The sequence below is a fragment of the Stenotrophomonas sp. AG209 genome (assembly GCF_003550055.1).
Classification (GTDB): domain Bacteria; phylum Pseudomonadota; class Gammaproteobacteria; order Xanthomonadales; family Xanthomonadaceae; genus Stenotrophomonas.
On record NZ_QXDB01000004.1, the window covers coordinates 59,671 to 79,317 of the forward strand.

Annotated in this window: 18 protein-coding genes and 1 pseudogene; 5 read left to right on the top strand and 14 right to left on the bottom strand. The window is 67.3% G+C overall.

Annotated elements, in window-relative coordinates; genetic code table 11:
- The first annotated feature begins 47 nt into the window (after positions 1 to 47).
- Positions 48 to 521 (top strand): Cys-tRNA(Pro) deacylase, encoded by a 474-nt coding sequence (gene ybaK / locus DFO63_RS17280; RefSeq protein ID WP_014036002.1) that lies wholly within the window; start codon positions 48 to 50, stop codon positions 519 to 521.
- Positions 521 to 1,006 (top strand): hypothetical protein, encoded by a 486-nt coding sequence (locus DFO63_RS17285; RefSeq protein WP_049444793.1) that lies wholly within the window; start codon positions 521 to 523, stop codon positions 1,004 to 1,006. Before ybaK ends, DFO63_RS17285 begins: the two co-directional genes overlap by 1 nt.
- Before the next feature lie 138 nt (positions 1,007 to 1,144).
- Here DFO63_RS17285 and DFO63_RS17290 read toward each other — a convergent pair whose 3' ends face one another.
- From DFO63_RS17290 to DFO63_RS17310, 5 genes are all read right to left on the bottom strand, one after another.
- Complete coding sequence (locus tag DFO63_RS17290; protein WP_101764938.1) at positions 1,145 to 1,780, bottom strand: energy transducer TonB; 636 nt, start codon at positions 1,778 to 1,780, stop codon at positions 1,145 to 1,147.
- 76 nt (positions 1,781 to 1,856) lie between these two features.
- Positions 1,857 to 2,414, bottom strand: a complete 558-nt coding sequence (locus tag DFO63_RS17295) for a DUF3228 family protein (RefSeq protein WP_049425078.1) — start codon at positions 2,412 to 2,414, stop codon at positions 1,857 to 1,859.
- A gap of 50 nt (positions 2,415 to 2,464) precedes the next feature.
- Complete coding sequence (locus DFO63_RS17300; RefSeq protein ID WP_119007424.1) at positions 2,465 to 3,196, bottom strand: LytTR family DNA-binding domain-containing protein; 732 nt, start codon at positions 3,194 to 3,196, stop codon at positions 2,465 to 2,467.
- Positions 3,193 to 4,242 carry a histidine kinase gene (locus tag DFO63_RS17305; protein ID WP_049444800.1) on the bottom strand — a complete coding sequence of 350 codons (1,050 nt, stop codon included), beginning with the start codon at positions 4,240 to 4,242 and terminating at the stop codon, positions 3,193 to 3,195. Before DFO63_RS17305 ends, DFO63_RS17300 begins: the two co-directional genes overlap by 4 nt.
- A 36-nt stretch (positions 4,243 to 4,278) precedes the next feature.
- Entirely contained in the window at positions 4,279 to 5,205 is a 927-nt protein-coding gene (locus DFO63_RS17310) for an alpha/beta hydrolase (protein WP_119007425.1), read from the bottom strand.
- A gap of 203 nt (positions 5,206 to 5,408) precedes the next feature.
- On the opposite strand from DFO63_RS17310, the gene metF reads away from it, so the two are divergent.
- Together metF and DFO63_RS17320 are read left to right on the top strand one after the other, a co-directional pair.
- Positions 5,409 to 6,236, top strand: a complete 828-nt coding sequence (metF, locus tag DFO63_RS17315; protein WP_119007426.1) for a methylenetetrahydrofolate reductase [NAD(P)H] — start codon at positions 5,409 to 5,411, stop codon at positions 6,234 to 6,236.
- Positions 6,237 to 6,276: 40 nt separating this feature from the next.
- A complete protein-coding gene (locus DFO63_RS17320) occupies positions 6,277 to 6,861 on the top strand; it encodes a DUF4124 domain-containing protein (protein WP_049444804.1) in 585 nt (194 codons plus the stop codon).
- A gap of 72 nt (positions 6,862 to 6,933) precedes the next feature.
- On the opposite strand, the gene DFO63_RS17325 is transcribed toward DFO63_RS17320, so the two are convergent.
- The 3 genes from DFO63_RS17325 to DFO63_RS17335 all read right to left on the bottom strand — a co-directional run bounded on the left by DFO63_RS17325 (position 6,934) and on the right by DFO63_RS17335 (position 11,977).
- Complete coding sequence (locus tag DFO63_RS17325; RefSeq protein ID WP_119007427.1) at positions 6,934 to 7,887, bottom strand: Nudix family hydrolase; 954 nt, start codon at positions 7,885 to 7,887, stop codon at positions 6,934 to 6,936.
- A gap of 113 nt (positions 7,888 to 8,000) precedes the next feature.
- On the bottom strand, positions 8,001 to 10,733 hold the full coding sequence (gene secA / locus DFO63_RS17330; RefSeq protein ID WP_014035991.1) for a preprotein translocase subunit SecA: 2,733 nt from the start codon (positions 10,731 to 10,733) through the stop codon (positions 8,001 to 8,003).
- A gap of 287 nt (positions 10,734 to 11,020) precedes the next feature.
- Positions 11,021 to 11,977, bottom strand: a complete 957-nt coding sequence (locus tag DFO63_RS17335; protein ID WP_049443148.1) for a M23 family metallopeptidase — start codon at positions 11,975 to 11,977, stop codon at positions 11,021 to 11,023.
- Positions 11,978 to 11,989: 12 nt separating this feature from the next.
- Between DFO63_RS17335 and DFO63_RS17340 the strand changes: the two genes are divergently transcribed.
- Positions 11,990 to 12,439: a DUF721 domain-containing protein gene (locus tag DFO63_RS17340; RefSeq protein WP_014035989.1), complete on the top strand. Its 450-nt coding sequence runs from the start codon at positions 11,990 to 11,992 to the stop codon at positions 12,437 to 12,439.
- Between the two features lie 281 nt (positions 12,440 to 12,720).
- On the opposite strand, the gene lpxC is transcribed toward DFO63_RS17340, so the two are convergent.
- From lpxC to murC, 6 genes and pseudogenes are all read right to left on the bottom strand, one after another.
- On the bottom strand, positions 12,721 to 13,632 hold the full coding sequence (gene lpxC / locus DFO63_RS17345; protein WP_008267619.1) for a UDP-3-O-acyl-N-acetylglucosamine deacetylase: 912 nt from the start codon (positions 13,630 to 13,632) through the stop codon (positions 12,721 to 12,723).
- A 205-nt stretch (positions 13,633 to 13,837) separates the two neighbouring features.
- Positions 13,838 to 15,073 (bottom strand): cell division protein FtsZ, encoded by a 1,236-nt coding sequence (gene ftsZ, locus DFO63_RS17350; protein WP_005415297.1) that lies wholly within the window; start codon positions 15,071 to 15,073, stop codon positions 13,838 to 13,840.
- Positions 15,074 to 15,243: 170 nt separating this feature from the next.
- Positions 15,244 to 16,479: a cell division protein FtsA gene (gene ftsA, locus DFO63_RS17355; protein ID WP_005408083.1), complete on the bottom strand. Its 1,236-nt coding sequence runs from the start codon at positions 16,477 to 16,479 to the stop codon at positions 15,244 to 15,246.
- A 71-nt stretch (positions 16,480 to 16,550) separates the two neighbouring features.
- Positions 16,551 to 17,225 (bottom strand): annotated as a pseudogene (locus DFO63_RS17360) (cell division protein FtsQ/DivIB); the annotation flags it as partial.
- The gene (locus tag DFO63_RS17365; protein WP_049443147.1) at positions 17,222 to 18,184 is read right to left on the bottom strand and encodes a D-alanine--D-alanine ligase; all 963 of its coding nucleotides are present in this window, start codon (positions 18,182 to 18,184) and stop codon (positions 17,222 to 17,224) included. The pseudogene DFO63_RS17360 and the gene DFO63_RS17365, both read right to left, overlap by 4 nt.
- Positions 18,181 to 19,617 (bottom strand): UDP-N-acetylmuramate--L-alanine ligase, encoded by a 1,437-nt coding sequence (gene murC / locus DFO63_RS17370; protein WP_014035986.1) that lies wholly within the window; start codon positions 19,615 to 19,617, stop codon positions 18,181 to 18,183. The genes DFO63_RS17365 and murC overlap by 4 nt, the downstream gene beginning before the upstream one ends.
- Positions 19,618 to 19,647 lie beyond the last annotated feature (30 nt).

The following is a 19,647-nucleotide window of genomic DNA, read 5'->3' on the forward strand; positions in this document are numbered from 1 at the left end:
ATAGCCTCGGTCAAGGCAACACCCCTGCCCCGCGCTAGGATGCACCCATGACCCCGGCCATCAACCTGCTCAAGCGCGAGAAGATCGCCCACACCGTGCGCAGCTACGTGCACGACGCCCACGCCGAATCCTATGGCGGCGAAGCCGTCGACAAGCTCGGCCTCGACCCCGCCCAGGTGTTCAAGACCCTGCTGGCCAGCACTGAAGCACATGAACTGCTGGTGGCAATCGTGCCGGTCGCCGGTCAGCTCGACCTGAAGGCGCTGGCCGAAGCCGCCGGCTGCAAGAAGTGCGAGATGGCCGCTGCTGATGCCGCACAGCGCGCGACCGGGTATCTGGTCGGTGGCATCAGCCCGCTGGGGCAGAAGAAGCGCCTGCGCACCTTCCTGGACGCCAGTGCCGAAGCGCTGCCCACGCTGCATGTCAGCGCCGGGCGCCGCGGCCTGGAAGTGGAATTGGCACCGGCCGATCTGCTGCGCCTCACCGCCGGCCACTACGCTGCCATCGGCAAGTCACGCTGATGCGCTGGCCGTGGTCTGCAGCGCCGATACCCCGGCTCGACGATGCACAGGCCGACGTGCTGCTGCAGGACCTGTTGTCGCGCGACGGCACGCGCATCACCGACGCCGCACGCACGGTCGCACGGCTGTTCAGCGCGCCCTCGCTGGATGCATTGGCCGCATACGCGGAATTGATTGAACAGCGCTGCCAGGGCGTCGCGCTCGGCGGCATGCTGATCAGCAACCAGGCGCATCTGAAGGCGGCCCTGCGTCGGCTGCATTACTGGCACGCGCGCGAGGGGTGCCTGTGCGCGCTCAATCCCGGCTACCCGTTCTTCGATCCGCGTCGTCTGGTTGAACAGGGCCAGATGCAGCTGCGCTCGGTGGAAGAAGCCGAAGACGGCTGGGGGGATTGCCACATCGTTACGTGCGAACAGTGCGGCCAGCATTGGCGGGCCATCGACCGCGAGTACCACTACCCGTGGTGGGAATGGATAGCCGCCTGACGGGACTGCAGCCACGCATGGCGTGGCTCTACTGCGGCCCGGTAGATCCACGCCACGCGTGGATGGCATGACCACGCGGAACCGCACCTTCATCAACCGCATTGCCACACGTAGATCCACGCCACGCGTGGATGGCGGTCACTCCACCAGCGCGTACCGCATCGGCACCCGCACGATGGTCAACTCCGGCACTGTGCTCTCTGCTTCGGCACGGACGAAAGGCCAGCCACGCAGCTCGTCCACCGCCGCTTCATCCAGCAGCGCATGGCCGCTGGATGTCTCCACGATCACGGCGGCAACCGTCCCCTGCGCATCAATCAGTGCCTTCAGCAGGCTGCGCCCGGAAAGTCCCTGCTGCACGGCCGCCGGCGGATAGTGCGGCGACACGCCGCGTGCCGGCTTCCACGCAACACCCTCACCCGCGAACAGATCGCGGCTGCCGCGCGCCGCGCAGTGCTTCGGCAGGCGCAACTGCAGGGAAAGCCGCGTGTCGTCCACGCTCACCTCCGCCGGCGCCGCGCAGGCGTGTTGCGTGAGCACCTCCAGCATCCGCTGCTGCCGAAGCAACGCCTTGCCGTTGGCCGCCTCCACCTCCACCACGCAACGACCGCCCTCGGGCTGCATCGACAATGCGGTCACCACCGCATCGCGCAGCGCGGGAACGGCTGCCAACGACGAGCATGCAATGTCGACAGATGGCTTCGCTGCCAGTACAGGGGTGGCGGGCAACGTGCCCGCCAGCAACACCAGGACCATCCTTGCCCAGATAGCCATGCCTTGCCCTCCATGGGTTTGCCTGGCCCGATCATAGAGCAGCCAGGCATGATCGGCCGATACGTCCCCTCCAGGTTCAGGGTCGCCAGTTGGCGTTGTTCTCCCAGAACGCCACCGAGCGCTGGTAGGCCTCCCGATCCAGTGGCACGCCGGAACCGCCCTCCTCCACGCCCAGCGCATTGCGCATCATGGTGATCGGCGCCATCGGTACCTCTTCCGGTTCGGCGGTGTAGATGCAGCCGACGATGCCCCAGTCGGCCTCGATCGGTGAACCTTCCTTCGCCAGCTGCCCGGCACTGTACAGGATCACCACCAGGTAGTTCGCACGCGGCGATTCCACGCCCTCGAACCAGCGCACCAGTACCGGCAGTTCCTCGCGGTTGCGCGCTTCGTAGCCGCTGCGCAGCTGGTGGCGGTTGGCCTCGGTGACCGGCACCGTCAGGCAGCGCGTGCTGGTCCAGTTCTCGTAGACGAACAGCTTGCAGAACGGCGCGTAGCCGTCGAGCACCTTCAGCGGCGCGTGCGCATTGAGGTGTGCCTCGAACTGCTCGGCAGTGCAGTCCTGGATGGTGTTGCCGCGCGGCACGCGCGGGAACAGGCGGGGACGGGCGAAATCGGTGAGGACGATGGACATGGCATGGCGCAGTCTGGGAATCCGCTGCACAGGGTAACCGCTGGCAGCGCCTACAACGCCATCCGCTCGCGCAGTTCACGCGCCTGCCGCCGCGACACTTCCACCTCGCTGCCGTCGTCCAGCGCCAGGTCGTAGCCGTCGCCGACGCTGGGCGACACCCCACGGATACGGCGCAGGTTGACCAGCGTGTTGCGGTTGGCACGGAAGAACAGTTCCGGGGGCAGGCGTGCCTCCAGCGCGCTCAGGCTGCGGGTCAGCAAGGCGTTCTGGTCGCGGAACCACAGCCGCGTGTAGTTGCCATCCACCACCAGCCGGCGGATCTCCGAGACCGCCACGAACCAGCAGCGTTCGCCCTCGCGCACGAACACCTGGTCCTGCGCGCCCAGCGTGCCGCGCGATTCCGGCACGTCGGCCGCCACCGCCTCGCGCTGCCGCGCCCGCTCCAGCGCTTCCAGCAGCCGCGGCGCTTCCACCGGCTTCACCAGGTAGTCCAGCGCGTTGGCCTGGAATGCGCGTACCGCATAGGTGTCATAAGCGGTAACGAACACCACCGCCGGCACCGTCTCCAGTCCATCCAGCACATCGAAGCCGCTGCCGGAGGGCATCTGCACATCCAGCAGCACCAGGTCCGGCGCCAGTGTGGCGATCGCCTCGCGTGCGGCCGGCACATCGTCGGCCTCGCCCACGCACTGCACCCAGGGCAGCGCCGACAACAGCGTGCGCAGCTCCTGCCGCGCCAGCCGTGCGTCATCGACGATCAACACGCGCAGCATGCCACTCATTGCGGAATCTCCAGCAGGGCCTGCATGCGGTCACCGACCGGCTGCAGCACGAATCGGCCACGCGTACCCAGCTGTGCGCGCAGGTAGGCCAGGCCGACACCATGGCCATGGGTGGGTTCGCTGCCGGTTGAAAGTGGATTGTCCACCTGCAACCGCAGCACGTCATTGTCCAGCGTGGCGCGGATCTGCACCTCGCCGCCGCCGGGGCGACTGGCGATGCCATGCTTGATCGCGTTCTCCACCAGCAACTGCAACGCCATCGCCGGCAGCTGTGCCTGCGTGGCATCGGCATCGATCTGCCGCCGCACCTGCAGGCGCTGTTCGAAATGGACCGCCTCGATGGCCAGGTAATCGTCGACCACCGCCAGTTCCTCGGCCAGCGTGACCTGCTCGCTGCGGTTGTGGGCCAGCGCCTGGCGCAGCGTGCGCGACAAGCGGGTGACCATGTCACGGGCCCGTTCCGGGTCTTCCAGGATCAGCGCACGCAGGTTGTTCAGCGCATTGAACATGAAGTGCGGGTTGAGCCGCGCACGCAGCGCATCGCGCTCCAGCGCGCTGCGTTCGGCCTCGGCGCGCAGGCGGGCCAGCTCACTGTGGCGCGCCCGCCGCAGGCCGTGCAGGCCCGCCCACAAACCGGTCCACATCAGCAGGAACAGCGCGGTGTTCATCCAGTACACCAGCACCGAAGACCACTGGTAATCGGCATGGCCGCCAGGCAGCTGCACCCAGCCCAGCGCCAGTGCCGGCAGCAGCAGCGCCGCCGTTACCGCCTGCGCGACGCTGGCCCCGACCACCACGCCGGCGGCCAGTTTCAGCACCAGGCTGCCCAGGCTTCCCTCCCACCAGCGCTGGCGCAGTGCAACCGAACGCAACGCGCCGCTGCACAGCCAGAGTGAGACCGCCACGCTGACGGTGATCAGCACGATGCCGCTGAACACCACGCCGCCGCCGATCCGCATGCCGACCCACAGCCCGTACATCGCATAACCGGCCCATGCCAGTGCATTGAGCGTCCAGAAACGGCGGGAAGGCGTGGTGGCGTCCATGCGGGCTCTCGGTGGTGGCAGGAGGGCGGACAAGGGTCAGGGATGCGCGGCGAGGAAACGCTGCACCTGTTCCTGCAACCAGCGCGGATCATCCCACATCAGGAAGTGGAAACCCTGCGCGCTCATCGCGATCTGCACGCCCTGCAGTTTCGCGTACTGGGCCTGGAACACCGCCCGGGTGCCGTCCTCGGTGCCACCCATCGGCTGGTAGCCGGCCCAGCTGCCGAGCACCAGCGTCGGCGCGGTGATCGAAGCGATGCTGTCGCGCAGGTCGGTGGTCATCACCGCATGCATGGCATCGGCCGTGGTCTGGCGGTCGCTGCCTTCGCCCCAGCGGCCCAGTTCGGCCTGGCGCTGCGGATCGCGGGTCATGCCCGGCAGGCCCGCCTTCAACTGCGCCTGCCATTGCGCGGCGTCGGCGGCCAGCATGCCCTTGCGCAGCTGGTCGGCCACCGGCCGCACGCTGTCAGTGGTGGCCTTGGGGTCACGCGCAGCCGGCAGGAATGGCAGGGCGTCGACCACCACCAGCGCGCTGACCGCCTTCGGCTCGGCCTGCGCCATCTGCAGGCCCAGCAGGCCACCGAGGCTGTGGCCGACCACCACCACCGGGCCCAGGTGCTGGTCGTGCAGGTAGGCCAGCAGCTGCCCACGCATCGCCGGCAGGAAGTCGACCGGGCGCGGATCGGCCGCTGCCGCGCCGGCAAAGCCCGGCAGCTGCACGAGGTGGCACTGCACATCCTTCAGGGCCAGGCAGGTCTCGCGCCAGACCTCGGCGCTGCTGTTGAGGCCGGGAATCATCAGCAGCGGGCGGCCCTTGCCGACCACCTCGACCTGCACCCTGCCAGCGGTCGAGCCGGTGGCGGCATGCGCGGAACCGGAGCCGAGCACGGCCATCGCCATGCCGATCATTGCCAGCCGGGCCAGGGCCTTCATCGCGTACCAGAGTGCCAGGAAGATCTTCATCGTCTGCTCCTTCATCAGGTGGGTGGTGCCGGGATGGGATCAGCGTGCCGCCGGCCACGGCATCCGGGTTGCGATTCCGGAGCAGCGGCCGGTCAGCAGGGCGAACGGTCGCGCTCCACGGATGACCTGCCCTCACGCCTCAATCGCACATCCATCTTGATGAAGCGATATACTGATCCGCACCCGCCGCTGCCGCCCGTGCCATGACCGCCATCAGCTTCGAGTTCTATCCACCCAAGACCGACGAACAGCGCAGCCAGCTGGACCGCGCCGCGGCCAGGTTGAAGGACTACGGCCCCGAGTACGTGTCGTGCACCTTCGGTGCCGGTGGCTCGACCCTGAGCTACACCTCCGAGACCGTGCGCCACCTCAACCAGCACCATGGCTTCGATGCCGCACCGCATCTGTCCTGCGTCGGTGGCACCCGCCAGGAAATCCGCGAGCTGCTCAAGCTGTACCGCGCCATCGGCTGCCGCCGCCTGGTCGCGCTGCGCGGCGATCTGCCGTCGGGCATGGGCTTCCCCGGTGACATGCGCTATGCCGCCGAACTGATCAACTTCATCCGCGACGAGCACGGCGATGCGTTCCATATCGAAGTGGGCGCGTACCCCGAAACGCACCCGCAGGCTTCCGACGCACTGGCCGACCTGAAGCACTTCAAGGCCAAGATCGACGCCGGCGCCGACGCGGCGATCACCCAGTATTTCTACAACCCCGATGCGTACTTCCACTTCGTCGATGCCGTGCGCCGGCTCGGCGTGCAGGTACCGATCACGCCCGGCATCATGCCGATCGCCAACTTCAGCCAGCTGCGCCGCTTCTCCGAGCAGTGCGGTGCGGAAATCCCGCGCTGGATCAGCCGCAAGATGCAGGCCTATGGCGATGATGCCGAATCGGTGCGGGCGTTCGGTACCGAAGTGGTGGCCAAACTGTGCCAGCGCCTGATCGAGGGCGGCGCGCCGGGCCTGCACTTCTACACATTGAACCTGGCCAAGCCGACCACGTCGGTGTTGAAGCTGCTGCACGGCTGAAAGCACGCCATGCCACCGCGATCGGCGCTACCCTGCGTCGATGAAACGGTTTTCCTTCCTGCTGTTGCTGCTGTCGTTGTGTTCGGCATCGAGCGTGGTCCATGCGCAGTCCCCACGCTTGAACCGCTGCACCGACGCGCAGGGACAGAGCGTGTATACCGACCGTCCCTGCGACAGCGTTGGCGCCCAATCGCGACTACCACCGCCCGCGCCCACAGGCAGCACCCTACCGCGCGACACCCTGGGTGCGCGCTGCCCACGGCGCCTGAGCGAGCTGGTGGAGGCACTGCGCACCGGTATCGTCAGCCACGATGTGAACCGGCTGTCCTCGCTGTACCTGTGGGGTGCGGTCTCCGATGCGGGCGCGCAGCGCATCCTCGGTCAACTCGAATCGCTGGCACGACGGCCGCTGGTGGACGTGGTGCCGGTGTATCCGTCACAGGGGCTGGCGTCCTCGCAGGAGGAGGGTCAGAGCCCTGCGGCGCAGGGATCCGACCCTGAGCCGCCAGCGGCACGGCATCCGGTCGGCCTGCGCCTGGAGCAGACCTTGCCCGGCAGCGTGTCGCGCGCTTCGACCGTGCTGGGGTTGCGCCGGCAATACGGGTGTTTCTGGATCACGTTGTGATCGGGAGGGGTCGGATCTCGGCCATGGGGTCAGAGCCCTGCTGCGCAGGGATCTGACCCCGCGTGCGCGGCGTTACCCTGGCCACAACCCGCGAATCGCAGCGATGCCCTGCCCGCCATGCCGGCGCGCTTCGGAGATGTGGCCAGCGGCCATGCCGCCCAACGCGTAGATCGGCAGCGACACCTGCGCGCGCAGTGCGGCGAAGGCCTCCCAGCCCAGCGGCGCCGCTTCGGGATGGCTGGCCGTGGCCTGCACCGGGCCGAGCACCGCGAAGTCGCAGCCCAGCCGCTGCGCTGCCTGCAGCTGCTCCAGATCGTGGCAGGACGCGGCGACCAGCTGCCCTTCCGGCAAGGGCCGTTCCTGCAGGGCCAGCAATTGCTCGCTGCCCAGGTGCACGCCCACGCCCAGTGCGCGTGCCAACGCGATATCACGGTTCAGCAGCCACTGCACGCCGCGGCGATGCGCGCGCACGGCCTGTTCGATCATGGCCTGCCGCTGCGGATGTTCCGGCGGCAGGCGCAGCTGGATGCGCTGCTGGCCGGCCGCCACTGCCTGCTGCAGCCGGTCATGCCAGTGCTGCACGCTGCCGGCATCGTCGGCCGGCGCCGGCGTGATCAGGTAGCGGTCCGGTTGGCGCAGTGCGGCCACCACCGGCAGGTCGGCCGGCGGCATCGAATAGCGGCCCAGCTTGTCCTGCGCCACCCAGGTAATCGCCTGGCCTTCGCGCCCGCGCGGTGTGCCCTTCCAGCTGCGCACGTGGCGCACTTCCAGGGTCAGGTGCTTGTCTGGATAACGCTGCGGCACGTCCATCAGCCAGGGCCCGACATCGGCCTCGATGCCCAGCTCTTCGCGCAGTTCACGCACCAGCGCCTGTTCGGAGGTCTCGCCGGATTCGCGCTTGCCGCCGGGGAACTCCCACAGGCCGGCCATGTCGCGGTTCTCGGTACGGCGGTTGAGCAGCACGCGGCCACGGGCGTCGGTGATGACGGCGGCCACGACGTGGATCGATCGGGTGGGGGAAGGCATGGGGGAAGCATGCCCAGAACAGGGCGGGCCACGCAATCTCGGATCCGGCCGGATCAGCCCCGCGAAACAGCCGCCATGAAAGAAAAGCCCCGCTTGCGCGGGGCCTTTCGGGGTCAGCTCAGCTGGCCGTGGCAGTGCTTGTACTTCTTGCCACTGCCGCACGGGCACGGATCGTTGCGGCCGATCTTCGGCTCGTCGCGCTGCAGCGTGGCCACGCCCTGCTGGGCGGCTTCGACCTGCGCGGCTTCCTCGTCGGCGCTGTAGCCGCCCGCATCCTGGTGCTGGAACTGCGACTGGCTCAGGCGCGCCTGCACCTGCTGGCGCTCGGCCGCTTCCAGGGCCTGCACTTCCTCGTCGCTGCGGATACGCACGCGGGCCAGCAGGGTCACCACTTCGCGCTTGACGTTCTCCAGCATGTCCGAGAACAGCTCGAAGGCTTCCTTCTTGTATTCCTGCTTCGGCTGCTTCTGCGCGTAACCACGCAGGTAGATGCCCTGGCGCAGGTAATCCATGCGCGCCAGGTGCTCCTTCCAGCTCTGGTCCAGCACGGTCAGCATCACGTGCTTCTCCAGCGCGCGCATGGTCTCTTCGCCCAGGCCGGCTTCCTTCTCGGCGAAGTGCTGGTTGACGCGCTCCTGGACCTTGGTGGCGATGGCCTCTGCGTCCAGCTCTTCGTGTTCCTTGACCAGGTCGGTCAGCGACATCTGCAGGCCGAAGTCCGACTCCAGGGTCGCTTCCAGGCCGCGCAGGTCCCACTGCTCGTCGATCGAGTTCGGCGGCACGAAGCGCGCAACGATGTCGAAGATCACGTCGTCGCGGATGCCATCGACATTCGCCTTCACCGACTCGGCATCCAGCAGCTCGTCGCGCTGGGCGTAGATCACCTTGCGCTGGTCGTTGTTGACGTCGTCGAAGTCCAGCAGGTTCTTGCGGATGTCGAAGTTGTGGGCCTCGACCTTGCGCTGCGCCTTCTCGATCTGGCGGCTGACCAGGCGGTCCTCGATGACGTCGTCTTCCTTCATGCCCATCATGCGCATGGCCTTCTGCACCCAGTCGGAGGCGAAGATGCGCATCAGGTTGTCTTCCAGCGACAGGTAGAAGCGGGACGAACCCGGGTCACCCTGGCGGCCCGAACGGCCACGCAGCTGGTTGTCGATACGGCGCGATTCATGGCGCTCGGTGCCGACGATGTGCAGGCCGCCCGCGGCCTTCACTGCATCGTGGCGCTTCTGCCATTCGGCCTTGACTGCGGCCTTCTGCTCGTCGGTCGCGTCCTCGCCCAGGGCGTGGATCTCGGCTTCCAGCGAACCGCCCAGCACGATGTCGGTACCACGGCCGGCCATGTTGGTGGCGATGGTCACGGCGGCCGGACGGCCGGCATTGGCGACGATGGTCGCTTCGCGGTCATGCTGCTTGGCGTTGAGCACTTCGTGCTTCACGCCGGCCTTGCTCAGGTGCTCGGACAGCATTTCCGAGGTTTCGATCGAGGTGGTACCCACCAGCACCGGCTGGCCGCGCTTGGCGCACTCTTCGATGTCGGCCAGCACCGCATTGAACTTGCCCTTGCGGTTGAGGAACACCTGGTCCGGGCTGTCCTTGCGGATGGTCGGGCGGTTGGTCGGGATCACCACCACTTCCAGGCCGTAGATGCTCTGGAATTCGAACGCTTCGGTATCGGCCGTACCGGTCATGCCGGACAGCTTCTTGTACATGCGGAACAGGTTCTGGAAGGTGATGCTCGCCAGCGTCTGGTTCTCGCGCTGGACCGGCACGCCTTCCTTCGCTTCCACCGCCTGGTGCAGGCCGTCGGACCAGCGGCGGCCGGCCAGGGTACGGCCGGTGAACTCGTCGACGATGACCACTTCGCCGTCGCGCACGATGTAGTCCACGTCACGCTGGTAGATCGCGTGCGCGCGCAGGGCGGCATTGAGGTGGTGGACCACGGTCAGGTTCTGCGCCGCGTACAGGCCTTCGGTCTCGCCGTCGAGGATGCCGGCGTCGACCAGCAGCTGCTCGGCGTGCTCCATGCCCGCTTCGGACAGATGCACCTGCTTGCCCTTCTCGTCCACCCAGAAATCGCCTTCGCCGTCTTCCGCTTCCTGCTTGACCAGGTGCGGCACGACGCGGTTGACGCGGATGTACAGCTCCGGGGAATCATCGGCCGGGCCCGAGATGATCAGCGGGGTACGCGCTTCGTCGATCAGGATGGAGTCGACTTCGTCGACGATGGCGTAGTGCAGGCCGCGCTGGTAGCGGTCGGCCTTGGACAGCGCCATGTTGTCGCGCAGGTAGTCGAAACCGAATTCGTTGTTGGTGCCGTAGGTGATGTCGGCCGCGTAGGCTTCGCGCTTGTCGCTGTGCGGCATGCCCGGGTACACCACGCCCACGCTCAGGCCCAGCCAGTTGTACAGCTTGCCCATCTGCGCGGCGTCGCGGCGGGCCAGGTAGTCGTTCACGGTGACCACGTGCACGCCCTTGCCTTCCAGCGCGTTGAGGTACACCGGCAGGGTCGCCACCAGGGTCTTGCCTTCACCGGTGCGCATTTCTGCGATCTTGCCCAGGTGAAGCACCATGCCGCCGATCAGCTGCACGTCGTAGTGGCGCATGCCCAGCACGCGGCGACCGGCTTCGCGGCAGACCGCGAACGCTTCCGGCAGCACCTTGTCCAGGGCTTCACCGCCGGCGATGCGCTGCTTGAACTCCGGCGTCTTGGCCTGAAGCTGCTCGTCGGAAAGCTTCTCGATCTCCGGCTCCAGCGCATTGATCTTGGCGACGATGCGGTTGAGCTGGCGCAGCTGTCGTTCGTTACGACTGCCAAATACGCGGGTAAGCAGGCTGTTGATCATTGAAGGAACCGGGTTGGATGGACACGACGCCCGGCCTCCCCCTTGGGATCCGTCCGCCGCAAACGAAACAGGGCGCCTGGCGCCCTGTCGATGGCAACACCCATTGTAGCTTGGGACGGCCGGCTGAGGTTTCAAGCGCCAATCCGGTCGCAATCGCCCCGGATTCGGCAAAGAAACACGGATGCGGGGTCGGATCCCTTTCGCCGTGGCGAAAGGGCTCAGACCCCAGCCCTCACCCGCATCGGGTCAGAGCCCGTCCGCGGCGCGGAAGGGATCCGACCCGGGCATCAGCCGCGGCTGATCCGGCCGACCGGCGTGTTGCCGCCGTCGCCGAGGAACTTGCGCGGGTTGACCACGTTGCCGTTTTCCCACACTTCGAAGTGCACGTGGGCACCGGTCGAACGCCCGGTGGAACCGGCCTTGGCCACTTCCTGGCCGGCACGGACCAGGTCACCGGCCTTCACCACCAGGCGCGAATTGTGCGCGTAGCGGGTGACGTAGCCGTTACCGTGGTCGACATCGACCACGTTGCCGTAGCCGCCCTTCACGCCGGCGAAGCTGACCACGCCTTCGGCGACGGCCATCACCGGGTCACCGACCTTGGCGTGGAAGTCCATGCCCTTGTGGGTGGCGGCACCGCGGCCGAACGGGTCGGCACGGGTGCCGAAGCCGGAGGTCACGTAGCTGTTGCGGATCGGCATGCGCGAGGGCACGGCGTTCTGCTGCAGCTGGTGGTCGAACATCAGCGATTCCATCACCGACAACTGGCGGCCTGAAGCAGCAAAGCGCTGCTCCAGCACCTGTAAGTCGGCGTTGACGTCCTTGACCGGGATGTCGCTGGTCGGGCCGCCTGCGTCGCCGTCACCGAGGCCGGGGGTCTCGTTGAAGTCGAACTCGCCATCTTCCAGCTTGCCCATCTGGGTCAGCCGTTCGCCGAGGGCATTGAGGCGGGTGGCCTGGGCCTGCAGCTCGCCGAGGCGGGCGGCCAGCGCGTTGACCTGGGTCTGCGCATCGCGCTTGACCTTGGCCAGCTCTGCATCCTGACGGTCGACCTTGGCCTGCAGGCGCGAATCATTCAGCGCACTGGCGCCAATGCCGCCGGCAAGGCCGATAATGCAGCCTACCCCGAGCACGCTGCCCAGCAGGGCACGGGGGCGGTCCTCGAAATAGAACCGCAAACGCGCGATCGGCGACGCCTTGGCCTGTCCTTCACGCGTTTTGATTACGATCTTTTTGAATGCCATCAGTGAGTTTTCATGTCTGAGCCGAAATCCAGCGTTCGCCCCGCGTCAGTGCCGAAACCGGCGCTGGATGCGGTGATGGCGGACAAAAGCGGGAACCCGCTGCGGCGTGCCTTGTGGCTCGACGCGCTGGACCGTCAGTTGCGCCCCCAGTTGCCGCCACCTCTGCGCAGCCGTTGCCGGCTGGCCAATGTGGACGGGGAACACCTCGTTTTTCTCGTCGAGTCCCCGGTCTGGCATGCCAAGTTGCGGCTTGCCGAAGCCCAGTTGCTCGACGCGGCCCGTTCCATCGGGCTGAAGGCCACCAGGGTGACCATCAAGACTGCGTCCACCACTCCCTCACGCTCCCCAGCGATCGACAACCGGAATGGCCCCCACGCAGTTTCAGCCGCCACGCACAAAGGGCTACGCGACGCCTTGGCTTGCCTGCAGGACATTCCCTCGAAGCCGAAGAAACGGTCCTGATGGCAACGGAGCATCCGGCTCCGCTCCCCGTCGCGCGTGTCACCACGGCGTGAAACATTTCGGGGGCCGGGTCGCATCCTAGCTGCCATCCGGGGGCCTGTCGTTAGATTGGAGTTAAAACTTCGTTAAATTCAGGCTTCCGATCCAACAGGTTCACAAAACCGTGACCTTGAACCGGCCTTGACGCCTTTCAAGCACGCTGAATGCGTCGCCGGCGCCGGAAACAACAACGCCGCCCTGGAAGGCGGCGTTTTTATCTTGAAATTCAACGATCTACGGAATCAGGCGTAGGCCGGGGTGGCATATTCCACCGGATCCGGGGTGGCCGGCGAGTCGAAGCTGACCCATTCCCAGGCGCTGGCGTCGGCCATCAGGGCCCGCACCAGCTTGTTGTTGAGCGCGTGACCGGACTTGAAGCCCTCGTAGGCGCCCAGCACCTGGCCACCGGCCAGGTAGAGGTCGCCGATGGCATCAAGGATCTTGTGGCGCACGAATTCGTCGGCGTAGCGCAGGCCGTCTTCGTTGAGCACGCGGAACTCGTCCAGCACGATGGCGTTGTCCATCGAACCGCCCAGGCCCAGGTTGCGCTCGCGCATGTATTCCAGGTCGCGCATGAAGCCGAAGGTGCGCGCGCGGGAAATTTCCTTGGTGTAGGCCAGCGTCGAGAACTCGATTTCCTGGCGCGACTGCTTGGCCGGGATCATCGGGTGGTCGAACTGGATGGTGAAGCCCAGCTTGTAGCCCTCGTACGGGGTGAATCGGGCCACCTTGTCGCCCTCGGTCACTTCCACGGTCTTCAGCACGCGGATGAAGCGCTTGGGCGCATCCTGTTCCACGATGCCCGCCGACTGCAGCAGGAACACGAACGGGCCAGCCGAACCGTCCATGATCGGCAGCTCGGCCGAGGACAGCTCAACGATGATGTTGTCCACACCCAGGCCGGCCAGCGCCGACATCAGGTGTTCGACGGTCTGGATCTTGGCGTCGTTGCAGGTCAGGCCGGTGCACAGGGTCACTTCGGTGACCAGTTCGGCCTTGGCCGGCACTTCCACGACCGGGTCCAGGTCCACGCGGCGGAACACGATGCCATGGTTGACCGGTGCCGGGCGCAGGGTCATGTAGACCTTGTCACCGCTGTGCAGGCCAACGCCGGTGGCGCGGATCGTGTTCTTGAGGGTGCGTTGCTGGATCATGGGGGATGGACCGGAAGTGACACATTAGATTAACACGCGCACTCCCCTACCCTGGCTGAAACGCCAGTTGCAGCCACCGGCAGGACGCACCGGCACGCCGCTGGGACACGCGTGAGGCAGGGCGGCCGGGCCCATCCTGGCCCGGCGCCCGCGTTTTCAGGACATGGTGGCGCAACCCGGGGAGGACAACCCCGGGCCGCCCCGCTTAGTCCGCCTGGCGGCGCAGGAACGCCGGGATGTCCAGGTAATCGTTCGGCAGTTCCGCCGCTGCCGGGGCCGAAGCGGCCGGGGCCGACGGTGCGGAGGCCGCTGCGGTATCGCTGCTGGCACGACGCAGGCCCAGGCCCATGCCGCCCACCGCCTTGGACACGGCATCGCCGCCGTTGTCGAACTCGCCGAACTCCGGCTGGCCGGTGGTGGCGTTGCGGACCAGCTTGATCGGCGCACGCTCGCCCGGACGCTGGGTCTTGCTGGCCGAGACGCGGTTCAGGCCCGTGGCCACCACGGTCACGCGCACTTCGTCCTGCATGTCCGGGTCCAGCACGGTGCCGACCACCACGGTGGCATCTTCGGAAGCGAAGCCATCGATGGTGCGGCCGATCTCGTCGAACTCGGCCATGGTGAAGTCGGCACCGGCGGTGATGTTGACCAGGATGCCGTTGGCGCCGGCCAGGTTCACATCGTCCAGCAGCGGGTTCTGGATCGCCGATTCGGCAGCGGCCTGGGCGCGGTCATCGCCACGGGCGGTGCCGGTACCCATCATCGCCAGGCCCATTTCGGACATGACGGTGCGCACGTCGGCGAAGTCGACGTTGATCAGGCCCGGACGCACGATCAGGTCGGCGATGCCCTGCACTGCACCCTGCAGCACGTCGTTGGCAGCGCGGAAGGCCTGGATCATGGTCGCGTTGCGACCCAGCACGGTGATCAGCTTCTCGTTCGGGATGGTGATCAGCGAGTCGCAGTGCTGGCTCAGTTCCTCGATGCCCTTCAGCGCCACCTGCATGCGGCGACGGCCTTCGAACGGGAACGGCTTGGTGACCACGGCCACGGTCAGAATGCCCATTTCCTTGGCCAGCTGTGCCACCACCGGCGCAGCGCCGGTGCCGGTGCCGCCGCCCATGCCGGCGGTGATGAACACCATGTCGGCGCCCTGCAGCGCGTCCATGATGCGCTCACGGTCTTCCAGCGCGGCCTGGCGGCCGACTTCCGGGTTCGCGCCTGCGCCCAGGCCCTTGGTCACGTTGGTACCCAGCTGCAGCTGCAGCTTGGCGCCACAATTCTTGATGGCCTGCGAGTCGGTGTTGGCGGTGATGAATTCCACGCCGTCCACCGCCGAGTTGACCATGTGCGCCACGGCATTGCCGCCGCCGCCGCCCACGCCAACCACCTTGATCACCGCATTGGGTGCCATCTTTTCGATCAGTTCAAAATGCGCCATGTCCGTGTCCTCGTTGTATCCGCTTTGGCTGGCATGGGCATTCGGGCGTCCTGCCGTCCTGCTGCATGCCGACGTTGCGGCTGTGTGGGTTGTGTGTTGCCGGTATTGCGTTGTGATGCGGGTACTGCGGGTGTTGCGCCCGGGCGAGGCCCGGGTTTACGGGTTCCGCGTCAGAACTCGCCGCGGAACCAGGTCTTGAGTTTCTTGAACATGCTTCCGGCGCGCCCGGTCGGCAGCGACGGCCGCCGCGGATGCTCGATCTGGCTGCCCATCAGCAGCAGGCCCACGCCAGTGGCGTGCACCGGATTGCCGACCACTTCGCCCAGGCCGGTGACGTGCTGCGGGATACCCACGCGCACCGGCATCTGCAGCATTTCCTCGGCCAGTTCGACCACGCCTTCCATCTTCGAAGCGCCGCCGGTCAACACCATACCGGCGCGCACCAGTTCCTCGAAGCCGGAGCGGCGCAGTTCGGCCTGCACCATCTCGAAGATTTCCTCGTAGCGGCCCTGCACGGCCTGCGCCAGCGAGTGACGCGGCATGCGGCGCGGCGGGCGGTCGCCCACCGACGGCACCTGGATGCTCTCCTCGGCCGTGGCCAGCTGGGCCAGGGCGCAGGCATAGCGCACCTTGATCTGCTCGGCTTCCGGGGTCGGCGTGCGCAGCATGTGCGCGATGTCGTTGGTCACGTGGTCGCCGGCGATCGGCAGCGAGGCGGTGTGGCAGATCGCGCCCTGCACGAACACGGCGATATCGGTGGTGCCGGCACCCATGTCGACCAGCACCACGCCCAGCTCGCGCTCGTCGGCGGTCAGCACCGCCACGCTGGAGGCCAGCGAGGACAGCACCAGGTCGTCCACCTGCAGGCCGCAGCGCTGCACGCACTTGCTGATGTTGGCCGCGGCCGACTGCGCGCACACCACCAGGTGCGCATGCACTTCCAGGCGCACGCCGGTCATGCCGACCGGGTTGCGGATGCCTTCCTGCGAATCGTCCAGCACGTACTCGCGCGGGATCGCGTGCAGGATCTTCTGGTCGGCCGGGATCGCCACCGCCTTGGCCGCGTCGAGCACGCGATCCAGGTCGCCCCAGGTCACTTCACCGTCGCGGATCGGGACGATGCCCGGCGAGTTCTTGCACTGCACGTGGTTGCCGGAGATCGAGGCGTACACCGAGCGGATCTCGCAGCCGGCCATCAGCTCGGCTTCTTCCACCGCGCGCTGGATCGACTGCACGGTCGATTCGATGTCCACCACCACGCCACGCTTCAGCCCGCGCGATTCGTGCGAGCCGATGCCGATCACTTCGATCGGGTTGCCCGGCGAATACTCGCCCACCAGCGCCACCACCTTGGAGGTGCCGATGTCCAGGCCAACGATCAGCGATTTGTCACCCTTGCGATTCATGTCCTTTCCTGCGTGCTTCTGGCCGGGGTCGCCGGCGTTTTCGCCGGCGTGGCCGGGGTACCCCAGCTCAGCGTGAAACCATTGGTGTAACGGAGGTCGGCGCGCTCGATCGGCGCGTCCTGACGGTTGAGCTGCGGCAGTACCTTGACGAAGCGCTGCATGCGCGAGCGCGCGTCGTCACGGCCGACCACCACTTCGGTGCCGTTGCTCAGCACCAGCGACCAGCTGCCGCGTGCATCCATCGTCACCCGGCGCACATCGACGCCGGCCGGTGCGAACAATGCACGCGAGTCGCTGTACAGCTTCATCACTTCTTCGGTCTGGCTGTCCGGGCCATCCAGTTCGGGCAATGCCAGGTCGGACAGTTTCTTCGGCGTGGGGAACAGCTTGCCCTGCTCGGACACCAGGCGGTCGGTGCCCCAGCGTGCGAATGGCTTGTGCTCGACCAGGGTCACTTCCAGCACGTCCGGCCACTGCTTGCGGACCTGCGCGCTTTCCACCCACGGCAGCTTTTCCAGGGCGTCCTGCGCGTCCTGCAGCTTGACCGCGAAGAAACCGGCGCGCGCATACGGCAGCAGCACCTGCTGCAGCTGTTCGGCCGGCACCCGCTTGAACTCACCATGCACGCGCAGCTTCGCCAGCGGCCAGCGCTCGGCGCCGACCCAGCCATTGACCACGGCCACCACCGGCAGTGCAACCACCGACAGCGCCAACAGCCAGACGAAGATGCGCAGCACTGCGTTCATGCGTGCGAGGCCTCCAGGGTCTGTTCCAGCACGCGCCACACCAGTTCCTCGAAACCGATGCCGGCCTGGCGGGCCGCCTTGGGCACCAGCGAATGGCTGGTCATGCCCGGCGCGGTGTTCACTTCCAGCAGGAAGAAACGGCCGCTGGCACGATCACGCATCACGTCCACGCGGCCCCAGCCACGGCAGCCAGCAGCGCGGAACGCGGCCAGCGCGATGCAGCGGATCTCTTCTTCGTCGTCACCGTCCAGGCCCGGGCACAGGTACTGGGTGTCCTCGGCGATGTACTTGGCGTTGTAGTCGTACCACTGGCCCTTGGGCACGATGCGGATCGACGGCAGTGCGACGTCGCCGAGGATGGCCACGGTCAGTTCGTCGCCGACCACCATCTGCTCCATCAGCAGCTGGCCGTCGTAGCGCGCGGCCAGGGCCACCGCTTCATCCAGGCCGGCGTCATCGGTGACCCGGCTGATGCCCACGCTGGAGCCTTCGTTGGCCGGCTTCACCACCACCGGCAGACCGAGTTCGGCGGCATTGGCGTGCACGTCTTCTGCAGTGACCTTGCGGTACTGCGGGGTCGGCAGGCCCAGCGACAACCACACCTGCTTGGTGCGGATCTTGTCCATGCTCAGCGCAGAACCCAGCACGTCAGAGCCGGTGTACGGAACGCCGAAGGCGTCCATCAGGCCCTGCACGATGCCGTCCTCACCGCCACCGTTGTGGCCGTGCAGGATGTTGAACACGCGGTCGATGCCACCGGCGGCGAGCGCCGTGGCCAGCGCCGGGATGCCATCCACCGCGAACGCATCGACGCCACGCGACTGCAGGGCTTCGAGCACGTTGCGGCCGGAGTCCAGCGACACCTCGCGTTCGCTGGAACTGCCGCCCAGCAGCACGGCGACGCGGCCGAACCCGGCCGGGTCGGTCACGCGCAGCGGCGGGAAGGTCAGCGTGCTCACGCCTGGCCCTCCCCCTTGAAACCTTCCACCGCGATATGGGTGGCCACGGCACCGATGTCGCCGGCGCCCATCATCAGCAGCAGGTCACCGTCCTGCAGCACGTCCGGCAGCACGCTGGCCAGCTCGGCGGCCTTGCCCACCACCACCGGCTCGCTGCGGCCGCGCGCACGGATGGCACGGGCCAGCGCGTGCGAGTCGGCGCCAGCAATCGGTTCTTCGCCGGCCGGGTAGACCTCGCTCAGCACCAGCGCATCAACGCTCGACAGCACCGCGGCGAACTTGTCGAACTGGTCGCGGGTACGGCTGTAGCGGTGCGGCTGGAAGGCCACCACCAGGCGCTTGTCAGCCCAGCCGCCACGGGCGGCGGCGAACACCGCCTCCAGCTCGCTCGGGTGATGGCCGTAGTCGTCGATGATGCGGACCTTGGCACCGCTGGCGGTGGTCACCTCGCCCAGATCGTTGAAGCGACGGCCGACACCGGCGAAGCCCTCCAGCGCGCGTGCGATCGCGTCCGGTGCCACGCCCAGCTGCCAGCCCACCGCAGCGGCGGCCAGCGCGTTGAGTACGTTGTGCTTGCCCGGCAGCGCCAGCACCACTTCCTGGCTGGTGCCCTGCGGCAGGCGCAGGGTGAAGCGCATGCGCGACCCTTCCTGCACCACGTTCTCGGCGCGCACGTCGGCCTGCGGGCTCATGCCGTAGCTCATCACGTGGCGCGGGGTCTTGGCAGCCAGTGCCGCCACTTCCGGATCGTCGATGCACAGCACCGCCAGGCCGTAGAACGGCAGGCGCTGCAGGAACTCGGCGAACGCCGCCTGCACGCGGGCGAAGTCGTTGCCGTAGTTCTCCAGATGATCCGCATCAATGTTCGTGATGATCGACATCAGCGGGTTCAGGCGCAGGAAGCTGCCATCGCTTTCATCGGCCTCGGCCACCAGCCACTGCCCGCCACCCAGCTTGGCGTTGGCACCGGCGGCCAGCAGCTGGCCGCCGATCACGAAGGTCGGGTCCAGGCCACCTTCGCTCAGCACCGCAGCGGTGAGGCTGGTGGTGGTGGTCTTGCCATGGGTACCAGCCACGGCGATGCCGCGGCGGAAGCGCATCAGTTCGGCCAGCATCGCCGCACGCGGCATGATCGGAATGCGCTGGCTGCGCGCTTCCATCAGTTCCGGGTTGTCTTCGCGGATGGCGCTGGAGACCACCACGCAGTCGGTGCCCAGCACGTTGGCCGCGGAGTGGCCGCGCATGATGCGCGCACCCAGGCTGGCCAGGCGGCGGGTCGCCACGTTGTCGGCGTTGTCCGAGCCGGACACTTCATAGCCCAGCGTCAGCATCACTTCGGCGATACCGCTCATGCCGGTGCCGCCGATGCCGACGAAATGCACGCGCGGGAACGCGCGCACCAGGTCGTTGGTGTCGTGCAGGCGACGGATCATGCGCGGCCTCGCGCAGGGCAGGCGCGGTGG